Consider the following 16625-nt stretch of genomic DNA (forward strand, 5'->3'; position numbering starts at 1 on the left):
CGCCGGGCCATGCACGGTGGGCCCGGCGGTCGGCCGCGCTGCGCGCTCGCCCGGCATGGCCCGGCGCTACCTGCATGCCGTGTCTAGCGCCGGGCCATGCCCGGCGACGCCATCAGAACACCAGTTCGGTGTGCAGCGGCAGGCCGGCTTCCCAGCGGGCGCGGCCACCCAGGCCGTCCAGCTCGACCAGCACGCCGGCACCCACCACTTCAACGCCCAGGCGGCGCACCAGCGACAGCGCGGCGCCCAGGGTGCCGCCGGTGGCCAGCACGTCATCGATGATGGCCACGCGCGCACCGGCCGGCAGCGCGTCTGCATGCACTTCGATGCAGTCGCTGCGGTACTCCAGCGTGTATTCCTCGCGCAGCACCTTGCCCGGCAGCTTGCCCGGCTTGCGCACCGGCACGAAGCCCACGCCCAGTTCCAGCGCCATGGCGGCGCCCAGGATGAACCCGCGCGATTCGATGCCGACGATGGCATCCAGCTGCTGCCCGCGCCAACGGTCGGCCATGGCCGAGATCGCGCCGCGGAAGTCTTCGCCGTGGGCCAGCAGCGGCATGATGTCCTTGAACAGGATGCCGGGCTTCGGGAAATCGGCGATATCGCGCAGGCGCGAAGCCCAGGCGGGGACGGCCACGGTGGCGTCGGTCATTGCAGCTACCAGCTTGTATGGCGGCATAGGGTAACCGGTTCGCCCCTACCCTGCCCGTTCCCGGCACCACCGCGCCGCTGCGTTCCACCCGTGGCGGCCTGGCGTCACGCCAAAATCGCACATACGTGCGATAATCGCCCTAACCGGTCATTCACCCAGCCTGCGTCATAAGCAGGCCGACGCCTGCCCGCCGCCATGGCCCGCAGCCGCCCGGGATGCCGACGGCCCCCGCCACGCCTGGCGCGCGCGGGGCTTTGCCCGCCTCCGCGCGGGCTCTTCGCAATGAGGTTCATGCAACGTGGACGAGACGACGAAAGTTCCGGCCCTGTGCCGTGTGCTGGTGGTCCTGCTCGGCATCCTGGTGACCCTGTTCGGCCTGGCTCTGCTGGTCGGCGGTGTTCGCCTGGTACAGCTGGGGGGCAGTTGGTATTTCCTGCTGATGGGTGCGGTGTCGGCCGTGGCTGGCGTCCTGCTGGCGATGCGCCGGCCGAATGGCGCGCTGCTGTACGGCCTGGCCTTCGTGGCCACGCTGGCCTGGGCGCTGGTGGATGCGGGCTGGGAGTTCTGGCCGCTGGTCTCGCGCCTGGTGATGCCGGCCGTGCTGGCCCTGCTGGTTGCCCTGGCCTGGCCGGTGCTGCGCCGCAGCCGCGGCCAGGCTGCCGGTCGCGGCGCCTATGGCGTGGCTGCAGTGCTGCTGGTTGGCCTGCTGGGCACGGCGGTGTCTGCGTTCCAGCCGCGCCCGGTACAGACCGCGCAGGGCACCACGCCGCCGGTGGTGCCGGTGGCCAAGGGCGCTGAACAGCGCGACTGGATGCACTGGGGCAACACCACCGCCGGCACCCGCTTCGCCGCGCTGGACCAGATCACCCCGGCCAACGTGAAGGAACTGCAGGTTGCCTGGACCGCGCACACCGGCGACGTGCCGGAAAGCAACGGCTTCGGTGCCGAGGACCAGAACACCCCGCTGCAGATCGGCGACACCCTGTACCTGTGCACGCCGCACAACCAGGTGATCGCCGTCGATGCCGACTCCGGCAAGCAGCGCTGGGCCTTCGACCCCAAGGCGACCGCGCCGAACTGGCAACGTTGCCGTGGCCTCGGCTACTTCGATGCGACCACCGCACCGGCAGCGGCAACGACAGCTGCGCCGGCGCCCGCGCCGCAGCCGGCCAGCGAGACCGCCAGCGCCACCCCGGCGCTGTGCGAGCAGCGCATCCTGATGACCTCCATCGATGCGCGCCTGTTCGCGCTGGATGCCAAGACCGGCGCGCGGTGCCCGGACTTCGGCAGCAACGGCGTGGTCGACCTGAAGACCGGCATGGGCGAGATCAAGCCCGGCTTCTATACGCTCACCGCCGCGCCGCTGGTGGCGGGCGAGCTGATCGTGGTTGGCGGCCGCGTGGCCGACAACATCGAAGTGGGTGAACCATCCGGCGTGGTGCGCGCCTACAACGTGCGTACCGGTGCGCTGGCCTGGGTCTGGGATCTGTCCAAGGAAACCCCGGACGTGCCGCTGGATCCGTCGATCCACTACACCCGTGCCACCCCGAACGTGTGGACCTCGATGGCCTACGACCCGCAGCTGGGCCTGGTCTACCTGCCCACCGGCAACACCACCCCGGACCAGTGGGCCGGCGAGCGGACCCCGCAGGATGACAAGTACAGCTCGGCCGTGGTCGCGCTGGATGTTGCCACCGGCAAGGAACGCTGGGTCTACCAGACCGTGCACCACGATCTGTGGGACTACGACCTGCCCGCACAGCCGACCCTGACCGACGTGCCCGACGGCAAGGGCGGCACGCTGCCGGCCCTGCTGCAGATCACCAAGGCCGGGCAGATCTTCATGCTCAACCGCCAGACCGGCGTGCCGATCAGCGAGGTGCGCAACATCCCCGCGCCGCAGGGCAATGCACAGGGCGAGCGCTATGCCGCGACCCAGCCGCTGTCGGTAGGCCTGCCGCAGATCGGTGCACAGACGCTGACCGAATCGGACATGTGGGGCGCCACCCCGATCGACCAGATGCTGTGCCGCATCCAGTTCAAGCAGTTCCGCTACGACGGCATGTACACGCCGCCGGGCGAGGATCTGGCGCTGCAATGGCCGGGTTCGCTGGGCGGCATGAACTGGGGCAGCGCCTCGATCGACCCGACCACCGGCTATCTGTTCGTCAACGACATGCGCCTGGGCCTGTGGACCAAGCTCATCCCGCGCGCGCAGATGACCAGCGGCGACGGTGGCGTGGAAATGGGTGCAGCTTCGCAGACCGGCACGCCGTACGGCTCGCTGCGCGACCGCTTCCTGTCCAAGCTGGGCATCCCCTGCCAGAAGCCCCCGTTCGGCACGATGTCGGCGATCAACCTGGCCACCCGCCAGCTGGTCTGGCAGGTGCCGGTGGGCACGGTGAAGGACACCGGGCCGATGGGCATCAAGATGGGCCTGCCGATTCCGATCGGCATGCCGACGCTGGGTGGTTCGCTGGCTACGCAGTCAGGCCTGCTGTTCTTCGCCGGTACGCAGGATTACTACCTGCGCGCCTATGACAGCCGCACCGGCGAGGAAGTGTGGAAGGCACGCATGCCGGTCGGCAGCCAGGGCACGCCGATGACCTACGTTTCGCCGAAGACCGGACGCCAGTACGTGGTGATTTCCGCCGGTGGCGCACGCCAGTCGCCGGACCGTGGCGACTACGTGATCGCCTACGCGCTGCCAGAGCGCAAGTGAGCCGTGCCACGCGGTGCAGCCTGCCAGGCTGCGCCGCGTGGGTACCGGTTACCGGTTCCAGCGCTTACCATGCAAGGTCGAACCTGATGAAAGCTGCTGCCATGCCTGCCGTTCCTCCCAGCCGTCGCCCCAAGCGCCCGCCTGCGCCACCGCAGGACCGCGGCCTGGCCCATGAGCTGATGCAGCAGATCCAGGACAACCAGGGCGATCCGGATTTCATGACCTCGCTCGGCCGCGGCCTGGCCGTGCTGAGCGTGTTCTCGCAGCACCCGCGCGAAGTGACGATGTCGCAGATCAGCACCGATACCGGCATCTCGCGCGCAGCCGTGCGCCGGGTGCTGTACACGCTGGAAAAGCTGGGCTACGTGGGCGAGCAGGGCCGCGGTTTCGTGCTGCTGCCGCGCGTGCTGGGCATGGGCGGCGCCTACGTCGCCTCGTCGTCGATGACCGCGGCCGCACAGCCCGTGCTGGATGCCCTGCGCGATGACGTGCACGAATCCTGCTCGCTGGGCGTGCTTGATGGCGATGACATCCTGTACGTGGCACGCGCGGAAACCGTTCGCATCATGTCGATCGGCCTGCGTGCGGGCAGCCGCCTGCCGGCCTACTGCACGTCGATGGGCCGCGTGCTGCTGGCCGCCCTGCCGCGCGACACGCTGGAAGGCTACCTGGAACGCAACCCACTGCGGCCACGCACCGACCGCACCGTCACCCGCATGGATGACTTCCTCGACCTGCTGGAAAAAGTGCGTCGTGAAGGCGTCTCGCTGGTCGACCAGGAGCTGGAGATCGGCCTGCGCTCGATCGCCGTGCCGGTGCGTTCGCGCAGCGGCGATGTGGTGGCCGCGCTGAACATCGGCACCCAGGCGGGCCGCATCGGCCTGGGCGTGATGCAGACCCAGCTGCTGCCGCGACTGCGCGAAGCAGCGCAACGGCTGGGCACGTTGTTGAATTGAGGCACAGCCGCGGGGGGGGGGGGGGGGGGGCCCCCCGCGGGCGGGGGGGGGGGGGGGGCGGGGGGGGCGCGGGGCCCCCCCCCCGGGCGGATTCCGTATCAGCGCTCGGACGCCTGCTCTTCCAGAATCGGCTTGGCCAGCGCGAACGCGTGGTTGGCCGCCGGCACGCCACAATAGATCGCGGCCTGCAGCAGCACCTCCTTGATCTCCTCCGGCGTTACGCCGTTGTTGCGGGCGGCGCGGATGTGCAGCTTGAACTCTTCATCATGGCCCAGTGCCACCATCATCACGATGGTCAGCAGCGAGCGCGTATGCCGCGGCAGTCCCTCGCGCGTCCACACCGTGCCCCACGCCGTGCGGGTGATGAAATCCTGGAATTCAGTCGTGAACTCGGTGCGCGCCTGCAGCGAGCGGTCGACGTGCGCCTCGCCCAGCACCTGGCGGCGCACCGCAAGGCCGGCTTCGTAGCGTTCCTGTTCGTCCATCGTCGTAACCCTGTTGAGTGATTCAGTGCGGCGCGGAAAGGTGCGCGGCCAGCGCGGCAGTGAACGCCTGCGGCGATTCCAGATTGCAGATGTGGCGGCCCGCAACGGCGACATAGCGCCCCTGCGCCACGCCCTCGGCGATCGCCTGCAACTCGGCCGGCACGCAGACCGGATCGTCGTCACCGGCAATGGCCAGCAACGGCACGCCGATGCGACCCAGCACATCACGGAAATCGGCCATGCCCACGGCGTTGCAGCAGCCTGCATAGCCGGCCACGCTGGTGGCGAGGAAGCGCTGCAGGATGTCCTCCACCTGGCTGGCATGGGTCTGTGCGAAGCCGGCGGTGAACCAGCGCTCGCGGGTGCCGTCCACCAGCGGCAGCAGGCCATCGTGCTGGACCTGGGCGATGCGCGCCTGCCAGCCGTCCAGCGTGCCGATCTTTGCTGCAGTGGCAGCCACGGTGAGCGTGCGCAGGCGGTTGCCTGCATGCACGCCCAGCCACTGCCCGGTCAGGCCACCGATCGACAGCCCGCAGAAATGGCTGCGCTCGATGCCAAGGTGATCCCACAGCGCCAGCACGTCGGCGCCCAGCTCGGCCACGGTGTACAGCCCCGGGGGCGCACTGGACTGGCCATGGCCGCGGCGGTCATAGCGCAGGATGCGGTACTGCGTGGCCAGCGCATCCACCTGCGGCTGCCACATGCCCAGGTCGGTACCGAGCGAGTTGCAGAAGGTCAGCCACGGGCCATCGGCGCGACCCTCGGTCTGGTAATGCAGGCGATGCTGCGGAAGGTCGAGGAAGGGCATGCGTGCTCCAGCGAATGTGGGGATCAGCCGCGCGCGAGCACGCGGTCGATCCAGGTATCGGCCATGCCGCGCCAGCTGTCGGCGGCGAACAGGGCATCGAGTTGTACGGGCGACAGCTGCGCGGTGACCTCCGGCGTCTGCGCCAGCACCTCGCGCAGATGCAGCGACTGCGCCAGCGCCTGCTTGGCGGCGTGTTCCACCAGCGCGTGCGCGGCCGGCTTGCCGATGCGCTCGCCCAGGGTGACCGCCACGGCTTCGGCATAAAGCAGGCCACCATGGCTGTCCAGGTGCTGGCGCATGCGCCCGCGGTCCAGCTGCAGGCCCTGCACCACCACGCTCACCTGGGCCAGGCTGCCGGCGCAGAGGCGCACGATCTCCGGCACGGTGTCCCACTCGGCGTGCCATTGCCCGGCCGCACGCTCGTGCGGCTGCGGCAGGGCGCTGAACAACGTGGACAGCAGGCCCGGCACGCGCGTTGCCGCGGCAATGGCCGCCACGCAGCCGACCGGGTTGCGCTTGTGCGGCATCGCCGAGGAACCACCCTTGCCCTCGCCCGCCGGCTCGAAGGCTTCAGCAACTTCCGACTGCATCAGCAGCACGATGTCGGTGGCGATCTTGCCGAGGCTGCCGGTCAGCAGCGCGAACACGCTGCCGAACTCGGCGATGCGGTCACGCGCGGTGTGCCAGGGCAGCGCCGGCAGCGGCAACTGCAGCCCGGCTGCGAGGGCTTCGGCCACGTCCAGCCCGCGCGTCTGCAGCGAGGCCAGCGTACCGGCGGCACCGCCGAACTGCAGCACCAGGGTGTCGTCGGCCAGCGCATCAAGGCGCCGCTGGCTGCGCTGCAGGGCATCCAGCCAACCGGCCGCCTTCAACCCGAAGGTCACCGGCACCGCCTGCTGCAGCAGCGTGCGCCCCGGCAGGCCGGTGCCGCGCTCGGCCTCGGCCAGCCGCGCCAGCGCCGTGCACAGCACCTGCAGGCGCGCCCGCACGTGGCTGACCGCCGCGCGCAGCTGCAGCACCGCGCCCGTATCGATGATGTCCTGGCTGGTGGCGCCCCAGTGCACCCAGCGCGCGGCGTCGGCATCGTTCGCCTTGACCTGCGCAGTAAGCGCCTTGACCAGCGGAATGGCCGGGTTGCCGGCAAGTGCCGTAGCGGCCGACAGCGCGGGTACGGCGTACAGGGCGGCGCTGCAGGCCGCTTCGATCGGCGCCAGCGCAGCGGCGGGTATCACCCCGCACTGCACCTGCGCGCGCGCCAGGGCGCGTTCGACATCCAGCATCGCCTGCAGGCGTGCTTCATCACTGAACACGGCGTCGACGGTGGGGTCGCCGAACAGACCGCCCAGCAGCGTTGGGGAGTGGCTCATCGGTGCAGTCCATCCTGGGTGGCCACAGCTTACCCGCGCGCGCTGCACGCGGGCGTGGAGTGGCCGGAAGGCGCGTCGGGCGCGCCGGCGTCAGTAGGCGAAGAACACCGTTTCATCCGGGCCCTGCATGCGCACGTCCCAGTGGTACAGGCCCTTGCCCTGCGCCTGCGCGACCAGGGTGTGGCGGCGTTCGGCCGGTACCAGCGCGAGGATGCCGTCCTCGCCGTTGCTGGGCTCGTCACTGAAGTAGATGCGGCCACGGGTGGCCTGCAGCAGACCGCGCATGAACACCAGCACCACCAGGTGCGGTGCCTGCGGCTCGCCACGCAGGCCCGGCACGCGGCCCGGCTTGACGGTGGTGAAGGCGAAGCGGCCCTGGTCATCGGTGGGCACGCGGCCCCAGCCGTCGAAGGCCGGGTCGTGGTCGCCGCGACGCGGGTCTTCGCCATGGGCGTAGATGCCCTGCGCGTCGGCCTGCCAGATTTCCAGCACAGCATCGGATACCGGTACGCCGTTGCCATCGAACACCTGGCCCTGCACCTCCACGCGTTCACCCTGCGCGGTGGCCGGGGCGATTTCGGTGCGGTACAGCGGTTCCAGGCCCAAGCGGTAGTACGGGCCTACGGTCTGCCACGGAGTGGATTGGAAACTCATGGTCTTACTCCCAGACGGTCATCTTGCGACCGCGCAGCACGATGTCGAAGCGGTAGCCGAGCGCGAATTCGTTGGCGGTGTTTTCCCAGTCGAACGAGGACACCATGCGCTCGCGCGCCTTGGCGTCATCCACGCAGTTGTAGATGGGATCGAACGCCAGCAGCGGGTCGTTGGGGAAGTACATCTGCGTGACCAGGCGCTGGCCGATGCCATCGCCATGCAGCGAGAAATGGATGTGCGCCGGGCGCCAGGCGTTGTAGTGGTTGCGCCAGGGGTACGCGCCGGGCTTGATGGTGGTGAAGCGGTAGCGGCCTTCGCTGTCGGTCAGCACCTGGCCGGTGCCCTTGAAGTTGGGGTCCAGCGGTGCGTCGTGCTGGTCGCCTTTGTGCAGGTAACGGCCGGCGGCGTTGCACTGCCAGACCTCGACTACGGTGTTGCGCACCGGGCGGCCGTTCTCGTCCAGCACGCGGCCGCTGACGATGATGCGCTCGCCCTGCGGCTGGCCGGGGAAGCCGGCCGTCAGGTCAGCGGCATGCTCACCCAAGGTGATGCGGTTGATGCTCGGGCCGGTCACTTCCGAGAGCGTCACCGGGATGGCGATCGGGTCGGTACCCGGGCCACGCAGCGCGGTGGAGGCATACGGCAGGTGGATGCGCGGCGGCTGGCTGCCGGGGTACGGCTTGCGGTAGCCGCGCAGTTCGGTGGGATCGCTCATGGCGTACTCCTGTTGGCGAGCGGCCCGGGGGCCGCGGCTGTCTTGCAGATCATGGATACGGGGGAAGGCTTACACGCGTTCGATGGCCAGCGCCACGCCCTGTCCCACGCCGATGCACATCGTCGCCAGGCCGCGGCGGCCGCCGCTGGCTTCCAGCTGGCGCAGCAGGGTCAGCGCCAGGCGCGCGCCGCTCATGCCCAGCGGGTGACCCAGGGCGATGGCGCCGCCGTTGGGGTTCACGTGCGCGGCGTCGTCGGCCAGGCCGAGCTGGCGCATGCAGGCCAGGCCCTGCGAGGCGAAGGCTTCGTTCAGTTCGATGGCATCGAAATCGGTGATCGACAGGCGCAGCCGTGCCATCAGCTTCTGGCTGGCCGGCACCGGGCCCATGCCCATGATCGCCGGCTCGACACCGGCGCTGGCGAAGCCGAGGATGCGCGCGCGCGGGGTCAGCCCCAGCGCCTTCACCTGCGCGCCCGACGCGAGCAGCAGCGCGGCGGCACCATCGTTGATGCCCGAGGCATTGCCGGCGGTGACCGTGCCCGGCTGGCGGAACAGCGGCTTCAGCCTGGCCAGCGCCTCGGCGGTGGTATCGCCGCGCGGGTGTTCATCGCGGTCGACGGTCACGGTCTCGCCGCGCTTGCGGCCCGGCACGTCCACCGCGACGATTTCGCCGTCGAAGAAACCACGCGCCTGCGCAGCAGCCGTGCGCTGCTGGCTGCGCAGGGCGAACGCATCCTGGTCCTCGCGGCTGATGCCGTAGCGCTCGGCCACGTTCTCGGCGGTCTGCCCCATCGTCTCCACGCCGTGCAGTTCACGCAGGCGCGCGTTGATGAAGCGCCAGCCCATGGTGGTGTCTTCGATCTGCTGGTCGCGGGCGAATGGCGAGGTCGCCTTGCCCATCACGAACGGCGCACGCGACATCGATTCGACGCCGCCGGCGATGGCCAGGCCCAGCTCGCCCGCCGCAATGCCGCGGGCCACGGTGCCGATCGCATCCAGGCCCGAACCACACAGGCGGTTGATCGTGCTGCCCGGCACCGTCACCGGCAGGCCGGCCAGCAGCAGGCTCATGCGGGCGACGTTGCGGTTGTCCTCACCGGCCTGGTTGGCACAGCCCAGGTAGACATCCTCGACCCGCGCCGGGTCCAGCTGCGGGTGGCGCGCCAGCAGCGCCTTCAGCGGGATCGCGCCGAGGTCATCGGCGCGCACGCCGGACAGCGCGCCGCCGTAGCGGCCGATCGGGGTGCGGATGCCATCGACGATGTAGGTCTCGTGCAGGCTCATCTCAGGCTCCCTCGGCCAGTGCCAGCGGCAGGCCGGTCAGTTCACGCAGTTGTTCGATGTCCATTCCCTCGACCATTTCCAGCACGGTCGCACCGTCGGCGTCGAGGTCGAACACCGCCACATCGGTATACACGCGCGACACGCAGCGCAGTCCGGTGAGCGGGTAGCTGCACTCGGCCACCAGCTTGCTTTCGCCCTTCTTGGTGAACAGGTCCATCATCACGAAGACCTGCTTGGCACCGATGGCCAGGTCCATCGCACCGCCCACGGCGGGGATCGCGTCGGCAGCGCCCGTGCTCCAGTTGGCCAGATCGCCGTGCGCCGACACCTGGAAGGCGCCGAGCACGCAGATGTCCAGGTGGCCGCCACGCATCATCGCGAACGAATCGGCATGGTGGAAATAGCAGCCACCGGTCAGCAGCGTGACCGGCTGCTTGCCGGCGTTGATCAGGTCCGGATCTTCCTGGCCTGGGGCCGGCGCCGGGCCCATGCCCAGCAGGCCGTTTTCCGACTGCAGGAAGATCTCCTTGTCGGCCGGCAGGAAGTTGGCCACCGTGGTCGGCAGGCCGATGCCCAGGTTGACGTAGGCCCCTTCGGGAATGTCGCGCGCCACGCGCGCGGCCATCTGTTCGCGGCTGAGCTTGTTCATGCCTGCACTCCTTCAGCGGCCACCGGCACTACGCGTTGTACGAAGATGCCCGGGGTCACCACGGCCTCCGGGTCCAGTTCGCCCAGCGCCACCACCTCACGTACCTGCACGATGGCGCAGCGCGCGGCCATCGCCATCAGCGGGCCGAAGTTGCGCGCGGTCTTGCGATACACCAGGTTGCCCCAGCGGTCGCCGCGGTCGGCCTTGATCAGCGCGAAGTCGGCATGCAGCGGATACTCGAGCACGTAGTGGCGGCCGTCGATCTCGCGCGATTCCTTGCCCTTGGCCAGCTCGGTGCCGTAGCCGGTCGGGGTGAAGATCGCGCCCAGGCCGGATCCGGCCGCGTGGATGCGCGCGGCCAGGTTGCCCTGTGGCACCAGCTCCAGTTCGATCTCGCCAGCGCGGTAGGCAGCATCAAAGTGCTGCGAATCGGCCTGGCGCGGGAAGGAGCAGACGATGCGGCGCACGCGCTTGTGCTTGATCAGCGCAGCCAGGCCGGTATCGCCGTTGCCGGCGTTGTTGTTGATGATGGTCAGTTCGCGCGCGCCCTGTGCGATGAGCGCGTCGATCAGCTCGTCAGGCATGCCGGCGGTACCAAAGCCGCCGATCATCACGGTGGCGCCATCATGGATATCGGCCACCGCTGCTTCCACGCTGGCCACTGTCTTGTCGATCACTGCATTGCTCCTTGCCCTGCCTGCCGGCGGTCACCGCCGCCACGCTGCAGGGCCACTGCGAAGGGAAAACGCGACCCGGACATGGTCGCCACGGCACATCGCCCGGTCAATGCGATATTCGGCCAGTTGATTCGATAATCGCACATTGAGTGACAGGCTCCGGACATCGGTTCAACGCCGGTTCTGGCCCACGCCGACGCGCAGGCCCAGGCATGCCCAGGCCGCCAGCAGCAGCGGCAGTGCGCACAGCACGTACAGCGCCGAGGGCTGCCAGTGGCCGTCCACCAGCACACCCACGGTGAGCGGCGAGAGGATCGCGCCGACGCGGCCAATGCCGATGGCCCAGCCCAGGCCGGTCGTACGCACTTCGGCGGCAAACACCACCGGCGCAGCCGCATATAGGCCGGCCATCGCCGCGAACAATGCCGCGCCGATCACGAAGGCCAACGGGAACGCCACGCCCAGCTGCGTATTGAAGGCGGCAAAGCCCAGCATCGAGACCATCGCCAGCAGCAACGCACCGGCGGTCAGCTTCGACAGCGACCAGCGCGAGGCCAACCAGCCGAACAGGCTGCCGCCGACGATGCCGCCCAGGTTCAGCAGCACGCCACCGGTGATGCCCTGCTGCGCCGACACTCCGGCCGAGACCAGCAGCTTCGGCGTCCAGCTCAGCACGAAGTAGAAGGCGAACATGTGCAGGAAGAAGGCCAGCGCGATCAGCAGCGCGACGCGGCGCAGGTCGCCCACGAACAACGCCGCATAGCCCTGGCGCTGGCCATCACGCACCGGTGCCGGCGGCAGCGCCTGCAGTTCCGGCATGCGCATGCGCGAGAGCAGTGCGTTAAGCCGCGGCAGCGCGTTGGCCGGGCGACGTGCGACCAGGAAATCCAGCGATTCCGGCAGCCACTTCAGCACCAGCGGAATGCACAGCAGCGAGGCACCCGCGCCGATCAGGAACACGCTGTGCCAGGACCAGTGCTCCAGCATCCACGCCGCCAGCAGGCCGCCGGCGGTGGCGCCGATGGGATAGCCGGTGGCCTGCAGCGCGACCGCCGTGCTGCGCCACTTGGCGTTGGCGTACTCGGCGGTGATCACGCCGACACCGGCCAGCATGCCGCCGATGCCGATGCCGGTATACACGCGCAGCGCGCCCAGCTGCCAGGCGTTGGCAGCCAGCGCCGACAGCGCCATGCCGCTGGTCAGGATCAGCAGGCAGCAGACGATCATCGGCCGCCGGCCCCAGCGATCCGCCAGCGGCGCCAGCAGGAACGAACCCAGCGCCATGCCGACCAGGCCGGCACTGAGCATCAGCCCCAGCACCTTGCCCGACAGTTCCCAGTCCGCCGATACGTGCGGTGCGGTGAAGGCCATGACCATCACATCGAAGCCGTCGAGCATGTTCAACAGCACGCAGATGGCGATGGCGGTCCACTGGAAGGGGCTCATCCGTTCCAGGACAAGCGAGGGTGCGGCGGCGGAGGCGTGGCTCATGGTGCGGTTTCCTGCAACAGCGTGATGCGATGGAACGTCCGGCGGGGAAGGTCTCAGCGACCGGCCTGGCTGGATGCATGGATGACCTGCAGGACGTCCTGCAGGCGATCGACCTCGACCTGTCCTGGCGCCGACGGGGTGCCGATCATGCCGAAGGTCAGGGCCTGGCCGAAGGTTTCGCCCGCGAGCCGGGACACCACGCCGGTGCCGCCCATCGACATCGTCAGCAGCGGCTTGTCGCTCTGCTGGCGGACCTGCCAGGTGGCATCGAGCAGGGCCAGCACATCACCGGCATCGCGCGGCATCACGGCGATCTTCAGCACGTCCGCGCCCAGTTCCTGCTGCTTCAGCAGGCGCGCGACGATCTCTTCGCGCGGCGGCGTGGCGTGGAAGTCATGGTTGGACATCACCACCTTCACCCCGGCCTTGTGCGCCTGCGCTACCAGCGCCTGCACCACCTTCGGGTCGCGGAACATCTCCACGTCGATCAGTTGGGCGACGCCGCCGCGCAGCAGCGTGGCGTAGAGCGCGCCGTAGTCGGCATCGCTGATCGGCTTGGCGCCGCCTTCGGCCTTGGTGCGGAAGGTGACGATGACCGGCTTGCCGCCCAGCGTCGCCTGGATGCGCTTGCCCAGCGCGACCAGCGCCTTGCCGTCGGTGGCGATGTCCAGGTAGTCGATGCGCCATTCTGCGATGTCGGTGGCCTTGCTGGCCGCGATTGCAGCGGCTTGCTGGAGGGCAACGTCAGCGGTGGCACCGGTGATCGGCACGATGGTGCGGGGGCTGCCCTCGCCGATGCGCAGCTGGCCGACCTGCAGCACCGCCGGCGGCGGTGCGGCCAGGGCCAGCAGGGGGGAGGCGCTGAGCGCACCGGCGAGGACAACGGACGCGAACGGGAGTTTCATGGCAGTCACCAGAGCGTGGAGGGAGCGCGCGGCCATCAGAAGGTCACCTTGGCCTGGACACCGACGGCCCAGGCGTTGTCGGTACCGCTGTAATTGAAGGTGCCGGGGTTGATGATGTACTGCACGTCCGGGCGGATCATCAGCCACGGGTTCACCTGGAAGCTGTAGGACAGTTCGAACAGCTCCTCGGCCTGGCTGAGGTTGTACAGCGGCGAATCGGTGGGTACGCCCCCTGCCATCAGCGTGGCCCGGCGCGCATCGACCAGGCGGTCGTTGATGTCGGCGCCGACGTAGCCCAGCGCGATGCTGTCCTGCGCGCGCGAGCCGATGCCCTGGTAGACGCCGCCCAGCGCATACCAGCGCTTGATCTGCGCGGTATCGGTGTCGGACACCATGTACTGCGCGAACGCGGTCAGGCCGCGGCTCGGGTCGGCCGACTCCTGGGTCAGGCGCTGCTCGGCCAGCACGTAGGCGCCGTGGCGGCCGGTGGTCGGCGAGGTATCCAGGCCGCGCTTGTCCACGCGCGAGGTGTCGTAGTAACCGCCGAATTTGTAGACGCCGGCGTAGCGGCTGCCCTTGGCCGGGGTCCAGGTCACTTCCACCGGGAACAGCGAACCGGTGGTGCCCGAGACGAACGGGCGGAACGCATTGCGCTCGATGTTGCCGCCGAGGTTTGGATTGACCTGGAACCAGCCGGTGCGCACGTTCACCGCCGGGCTGATCTGCTGCGCGAACTCGCCGCCCCAGCGTGCCATCGGGTAGTTGTACCAGCCGCTGTTGCCGGACATCGCCAGCGGGTGCGCGCAGAAGGCCGCGTTGACGAAGTGCGTCAGCAGGCTGTGCAGGCCGAACTGGTTGCCCATCGCGTAGTAGCCCAGCTTGTAATACGACTGGCCCGCGTTGAAGGTCTGGTCGTAGCTCAGTTCGGTCAGCCGCGTGTACTGCCCGCCGTACGCTTCCTGGATCGGGAAGCGGTTGCCGACGAAGTCCACCGAGGTGCTGCGGCCGCGACGGTCGTTGAGGGTGAAGTGGAACGCACCGCCGTCCCAACCAGCCAGCTTGCCCATGTCCAGATCCATGCCCACGCGCACCTGCTGCGCGTAGCGCGCACCGGTTTCGCCGTAGCCACCGTCCACCACGCCCATCGCTTCGCCCACGTAGTCACCGCGGAACGCGATGCCGCGCTCGTACAGGTCGGTGCGGGTACCGCCCCAGTCGCCTGTGAGGGTCTTGCCGTCGTAGCGGTTGCTGGACTGCGCGCTGGCCAGGGCCGGCAGCAGCGCAGTGGCGAGGATGCCCAGGGACAGGCCCAGTGAAGGGGATTTCGCAGGATTCATGGTCGCGGTCTCGTGGAGGTGATCAGCGCAGCGACAACGGCGCGCTCAGGGGGGAGGTGGCGCCCTGCGCCGAGGTGACGGTGGCGGTCAGGCTGCCGGCAGCGGCAGCATCTGCCCCGGCACCGAGCGCGAAGGTGAAGCTGCCCTGCCCCTGCGCATCCGTACGGGCCTCGACGCTGCCCAGCACCAGCTCGGCCTCGCTGCCGCTGGCTGCGCGGTTGCCGAACACTTCCACCTGGTAGCGGCTGTCGGGCACGCCCTGGAAACGGCCGGTCAGCTGGCGCTGCGCGCCCTTGCCCTGCACGGCGGTCAGCTGCGGCGCTGCCTGGCCCAGGTTCGGCAGCGGCTGGCAGTCGGCCTGGCCGGCAGCGGTGCAGATGCGTGCGCGCTTGGACGGATCGTTGTCGACGCCACGGCCCCGCGAGCCGACGAAGCTGGCGTGTTCCAGGCCCGGCACGCCGAACACGATGGCGCCGCGCGGCTGGCCCTTCACGCAGGCGCCGCCGGCTTCACAGCGCTCGATCGGCAGGCCGTTGCCGTAGATGCGGTTGGCGGTGAAGCGGTTCGGCGCACTGACCGGCTGCGGGCGCACGCCGATGCCGATGCCATTGCCGGTGATGGTGTTGCCGTCGACCACGTTGCCGCTGCCGGTGATGCTCAGGCCCAGCGAGTTGCCAGTGAAAGTGTTGGCGGCGATGTAGTTGCGGTTGCCCCAGTTGATCTGCAGGCCATCGGAGTAATCGACGAAGCGGTTGTGGACCACGCTGTTGTCGTTGCCCCACAGGATTTCGATGCCCTGCGACGGTTCCGGGTTGGCCCGGGTGGACTGGAACAGGTTGTCGGCCACCAGGTTCCAGGCCGCGCCGCGGGTCAGCTCCAGGCCGTCGCCGTTGTCGAGGAACGCATTGCGCACGATGCGGTTGTGCACGGTGGTGGTGGCGGTGGACTGGCCCTTGCCGTCGTCGCCGGTGAGCATGATGCCGGCACCGCCCTTGTTGGCGACGATGCGGTTGTCATGGATCTCGTTGTGGCTGGCGCGGTTGACCAGCACGCCGATGCAGAAGTTGCGGATCTCCAGGCCGGCCAGTTCCACGCCCTGGGTATCGCGCAGGACCAGGCCCGGCAGCGTGGTGGTGCGCACGTTGGTGCCGGACTGGCCTGGCTCGGCGCCCGGGCAGGCATCGGTACCGGTGCCGGTGACGTAGGCCGAACCATCGATGGCCACGTATTGCCCATCGCGCGCCCACGGCGTGCCGATGATCTGCACCGGACCCTTGATTTCCGGCAGCGGCGCGGCCGGCTTGATCACGTAGGGTGCGGTGCCGACGGCGTCGATCTCGATGCGATAGCGGCCCGGTGCGGCGTTGGCGGTGGTGATGGCCCAGCGCAGCGAGCCGGCATTGGCGTCGTCGGCGTAGCGGTCCACGCGCAGGACCTGCAGGTCTTCGCGCGGCGGTTCGGCCTGGTAGGCCAGCGCCAGCGACGGCAGCACGGCAAGCAGGGACATGGAAACAACGGACAGACGACGGCGCATGCGGTCACTCCGCACAGATGAAGGGAAATCCGGCGGTCTTCCCCTGCACCTGGCTTCAGCACCGGACCGGCTGCTGCCCTCGCCCCGCCAGGGGTGGATCGCTTGGACTGCTGTGAAACTGTGGGAGTGAAATTAGGTTTATCGCACTGCACCATTCAAGTGCGGTAATCGACTACGCGTGCGAATATCGCACTGAATGGGTAATACCATCGTTGTAGGTGGGGCTGTTTGCAGGGCTGCCGCCCTGCACCTGCTTCGAGCCAAGGCAACGTCAACGTCAACGTCAAAGGCCGCGTTCCGTGGGATGGCGGGGCAATGGGCTGTTGGTGGGTGCCGACCGTTGGTCGGCACATCTGTCAGATCCGACCCCGTGCCGACCAACGGTCGGC

At 69.1% G+C, this 16625-nt stretch carries 15 protein-coding genes; 2 read left to right on the forward strand and 13 right to left on the reverse strand.

Translation table 11 applies throughout. The features are described from left to right. Positions 1-112: 112 nt before the first annotated feature. The gene (locus IAE41_RS18980) at positions 113-652 is read right to left on the reverse strand and encodes an adenine phosphoribosyltransferase (RefSeq protein ID WP_079221597.1); all 540 of its coding nucleotides are present in this window, start codon (positions 650-652) and stop codon (positions 113-115) included. A 298-nt stretch (positions 653-950) separates the two neighbouring features. On the opposite strand from IAE41_RS18980, the gene IAE41_RS18985 reads away from it, so the two are divergent. Continuing rightward, positions 951-3374: a membrane-bound PQQ-dependent dehydrogenase, glucose/quinate/shikimate family gene (locus IAE41_RS18985; protein WP_200734167.1), complete on the forward strand. Its 2424-nt coding sequence runs from the start codon at positions 951-953 to the stop codon at positions 3372-3374. 101 nt (positions 3375-3475) lie between these two features. Continuing rightward, on the forward strand, positions 3476-4330 hold the full coding sequence (locus tag IAE41_RS18990; protein ID WP_079221595.1) for an IclR family transcriptional regulator C-terminal domain-containing protein: 855 nt from the start codon (positions 3476-3478) through the stop codon (positions 4328-4330). A 98-nt stretch (positions 4331-4428) separates the two neighbouring features. On the opposite strand, the gene pcaC is transcribed toward IAE41_RS18990, so the two are convergent. The 12 genes from pcaC to IAE41_RS19050 all read right to left on the reverse strand — a co-directional run bounded on the left by pcaC (position 4429) and on the right by IAE41_RS19050 (position 16236). Next, the gene (gene pcaC, locus IAE41_RS18995) at positions 4429-4815 is read right to left on the reverse strand and encodes a 4-carboxymuconolactone decarboxylase (protein ID WP_108768600.1); all 387 of its coding nucleotides are present in this window, start codon (positions 4813-4815) and stop codon (positions 4429-4431) included. A gap of 22 nt (positions 4816-4837) precedes the next feature. Continuing rightward, on the reverse strand, positions 4838-5623 hold the full coding sequence (gene pcaD, locus IAE41_RS19000) for a 3-oxoadipate enol-lactonase (RefSeq protein WP_200734168.1): 786 nt from the start codon (positions 5621-5623) through the stop codon (positions 4838-4840). 23 nt (positions 5624-5646) lie between these two features. Continuing rightward, on the reverse strand, positions 5647-6990 hold the full coding sequence (locus IAE41_RS19005) for a 3-carboxy-cis,cis-muconate cycloisomerase (protein ID WP_200734169.1): 1344 nt from the start codon (positions 6988-6990) through the stop codon (positions 5647-5649). Between the two features lie 90 nt (positions 6991-7080). Next, a complete protein-coding gene (gene pcaG / locus IAE41_RS19010) occupies positions 7081-7644 on the reverse strand; it encodes a protocatechuate 3,4-dioxygenase subunit alpha (protein WP_200734170.1) in 564 nt (187 codons plus the stop codon). 4 nt (positions 7645-7648) lie between these two features. After that, complete coding sequence (gene pcaH, locus IAE41_RS19015) at positions 7649-8359, reverse strand: protocatechuate 3,4-dioxygenase subunit beta (protein WP_079221590.1); 711 nt, start codon at positions 8357-8359, stop codon at positions 7649-7651. Positions 8360-8428: 69 nt separating this feature from the next. Beyond that, positions 8429-9637 carry a 3-oxoadipyl-CoA thiolase gene (gene pcaF / locus IAE41_RS19020; RefSeq protein WP_200734177.1) on the reverse strand — a complete coding sequence of 403 codons (1209 nt, stop codon included), beginning with the start codon at positions 9635-9637 and terminating at the stop codon, positions 8429-8431. Between the two features lie 7 nt (positions 9638-9644). After that, on the reverse strand, positions 9645-10292 hold the full coding sequence (locus IAE41_RS19025; RefSeq protein ID WP_200734171.1) for a 3-oxoacid CoA-transferase subunit B: 648 nt from the start codon (positions 10290-10292) through the stop codon (positions 9645-9647). Next, on the reverse strand, positions 10289-10969 hold the full coding sequence (locus IAE41_RS19030; protein WP_200734172.1) for a 3-oxoacid CoA-transferase subunit A: 681 nt from the start codon (positions 10967-10969) through the stop codon (positions 10289-10291). Before IAE41_RS19030 ends, IAE41_RS19025 begins: the two co-directional genes overlap by 4 nt. 171 nt (positions 10970-11140) lie before the next feature. Next, positions 11141-12460 carry an MFS transporter gene (locus tag IAE41_RS19035; protein ID WP_200734173.1) on the reverse strand — a complete coding sequence of 440 codons (1320 nt, stop codon included), beginning with the start codon at positions 12458-12460 and terminating at the stop codon, positions 11141-11143. A gap of 53 nt (positions 12461-12513) precedes the next feature. Further along, on the reverse strand, positions 12514-13365 hold the full coding sequence (gene aroD, locus IAE41_RS19040) for a type I 3-dehydroquinate dehydratase (protein WP_234458815.1): 852 nt from the start codon (positions 13363-13365) through the stop codon (positions 12514-12516). Positions 13366-13400: 35 nt separating this feature from the next. Further along, positions 13401-14702 (reverse strand): carbohydrate porin, encoded by a 1302-nt coding sequence (locus IAE41_RS19045; protein ID WP_200734175.1) that lies wholly within the window; start codon positions 14700-14702, stop codon positions 13401-13403. Between the two features lie 22 nt (positions 14703-14724). Then, positions 14725-16236 carry a NosD domain-containing protein gene (locus IAE41_RS19050; protein ID WP_200734176.1) on the reverse strand — a complete coding sequence of 504 codons (1512 nt, stop codon included), beginning with the start codon at positions 16234-16236 and terminating at the stop codon, positions 14725-14727. Positions 16237-16625 lie beyond the last annotated feature (389 nt).

The sequence above is a fragment of the Stenotrophomonas sp. S39 genome, from assembly GCF_016624665.1.
Taxonomy (GTDB): domain Bacteria; phylum Pseudomonadota; class Gammaproteobacteria; order Xanthomonadales; family Xanthomonadaceae; genus Stenotrophomonas.